Here is a 738-nt window from a genome sequence, read left to right on the forward strand (position 1 = left end):
ACCGCCCGGCGGACCAGCCCCTGTGGCTCGGCTCGCTGAAGTCCAACACCGGGCACACGCTGGCCGCGGCGGGCGTCTCCAGCGTCATCAAGATGGTGCTGGCGATGCGGCACGGGACGCTGCCGCGGTCCCTGCACGCTCAGCGGCCCACTCCGGAAGTGGACTGGGCCTCGGGCGCGGTGTCCCTGCTCACCGAGGCACGGCCCTGGCCCGAGACCGGGCACCCGCGCCGCGCCGGGATCTCCTCCTTCGGTATCAGCGGGACCAACGCCCATCTGATCCTGGAGCAGGCCCCCGACCCCGAACCCGCGCCCGAAGCCACCCCGGCGGCGGACGACAGTACGGACACCCCCGGCCTCGTCGCCACCGGCGGCGTCGCACCCTGGGTACTGTCCGCCAAGACTCCCGGCGCCCTGCGGGACCAGGCCCAGCGGCTGCTGGACCTCCTGGCGTCCGGTGTGGACGCGCGCCCGGTGGACATCGGCTGGTCACTGGCCACCACCCGCACCACCCACGACCACCGCGCCGTCATCCTCACCGACACCGGCGCCGACAGCGACAGCGACAGTGGTGAGGCCACGGCCGCCCTCACCGCCCTCGCGACCGGACAGCCCCACCCCCGCCTGATCACCGGCCACGCCACCACCCCCGGCAAAACCGTCTTCGTCTTCCCCGGCCAGGGCGCGCAATGGACCGGTATGGGAGCCCAACTCCTGGACCAGTCACCCGTCTTCGCCA

At 73.4% G+C, this 738-nt stretch carries 1 protein-coding gene; it reads left to right on the forward strand.

The window, feature by feature from the left end; genetic code table 11:
- Positions 1 to 738 (forward strand): ketoacyl-synthetase C-terminal extension domain-containing protein (locus tag AXW62_RS39055; RefSeq protein ID WP_159061097.1); only part of this gene is annotated, 738 nt, incomplete at both ends.

Source organism: Streptomyces hygroscopicus subsp. hygroscopicus (assembly GCF_001553455.1).
Lineage (GTDB): Bacteria > Actinomycetota > Actinomycetes > Streptomycetales > Streptomycetaceae > Streptomyces > Streptomyces hygroscopicus.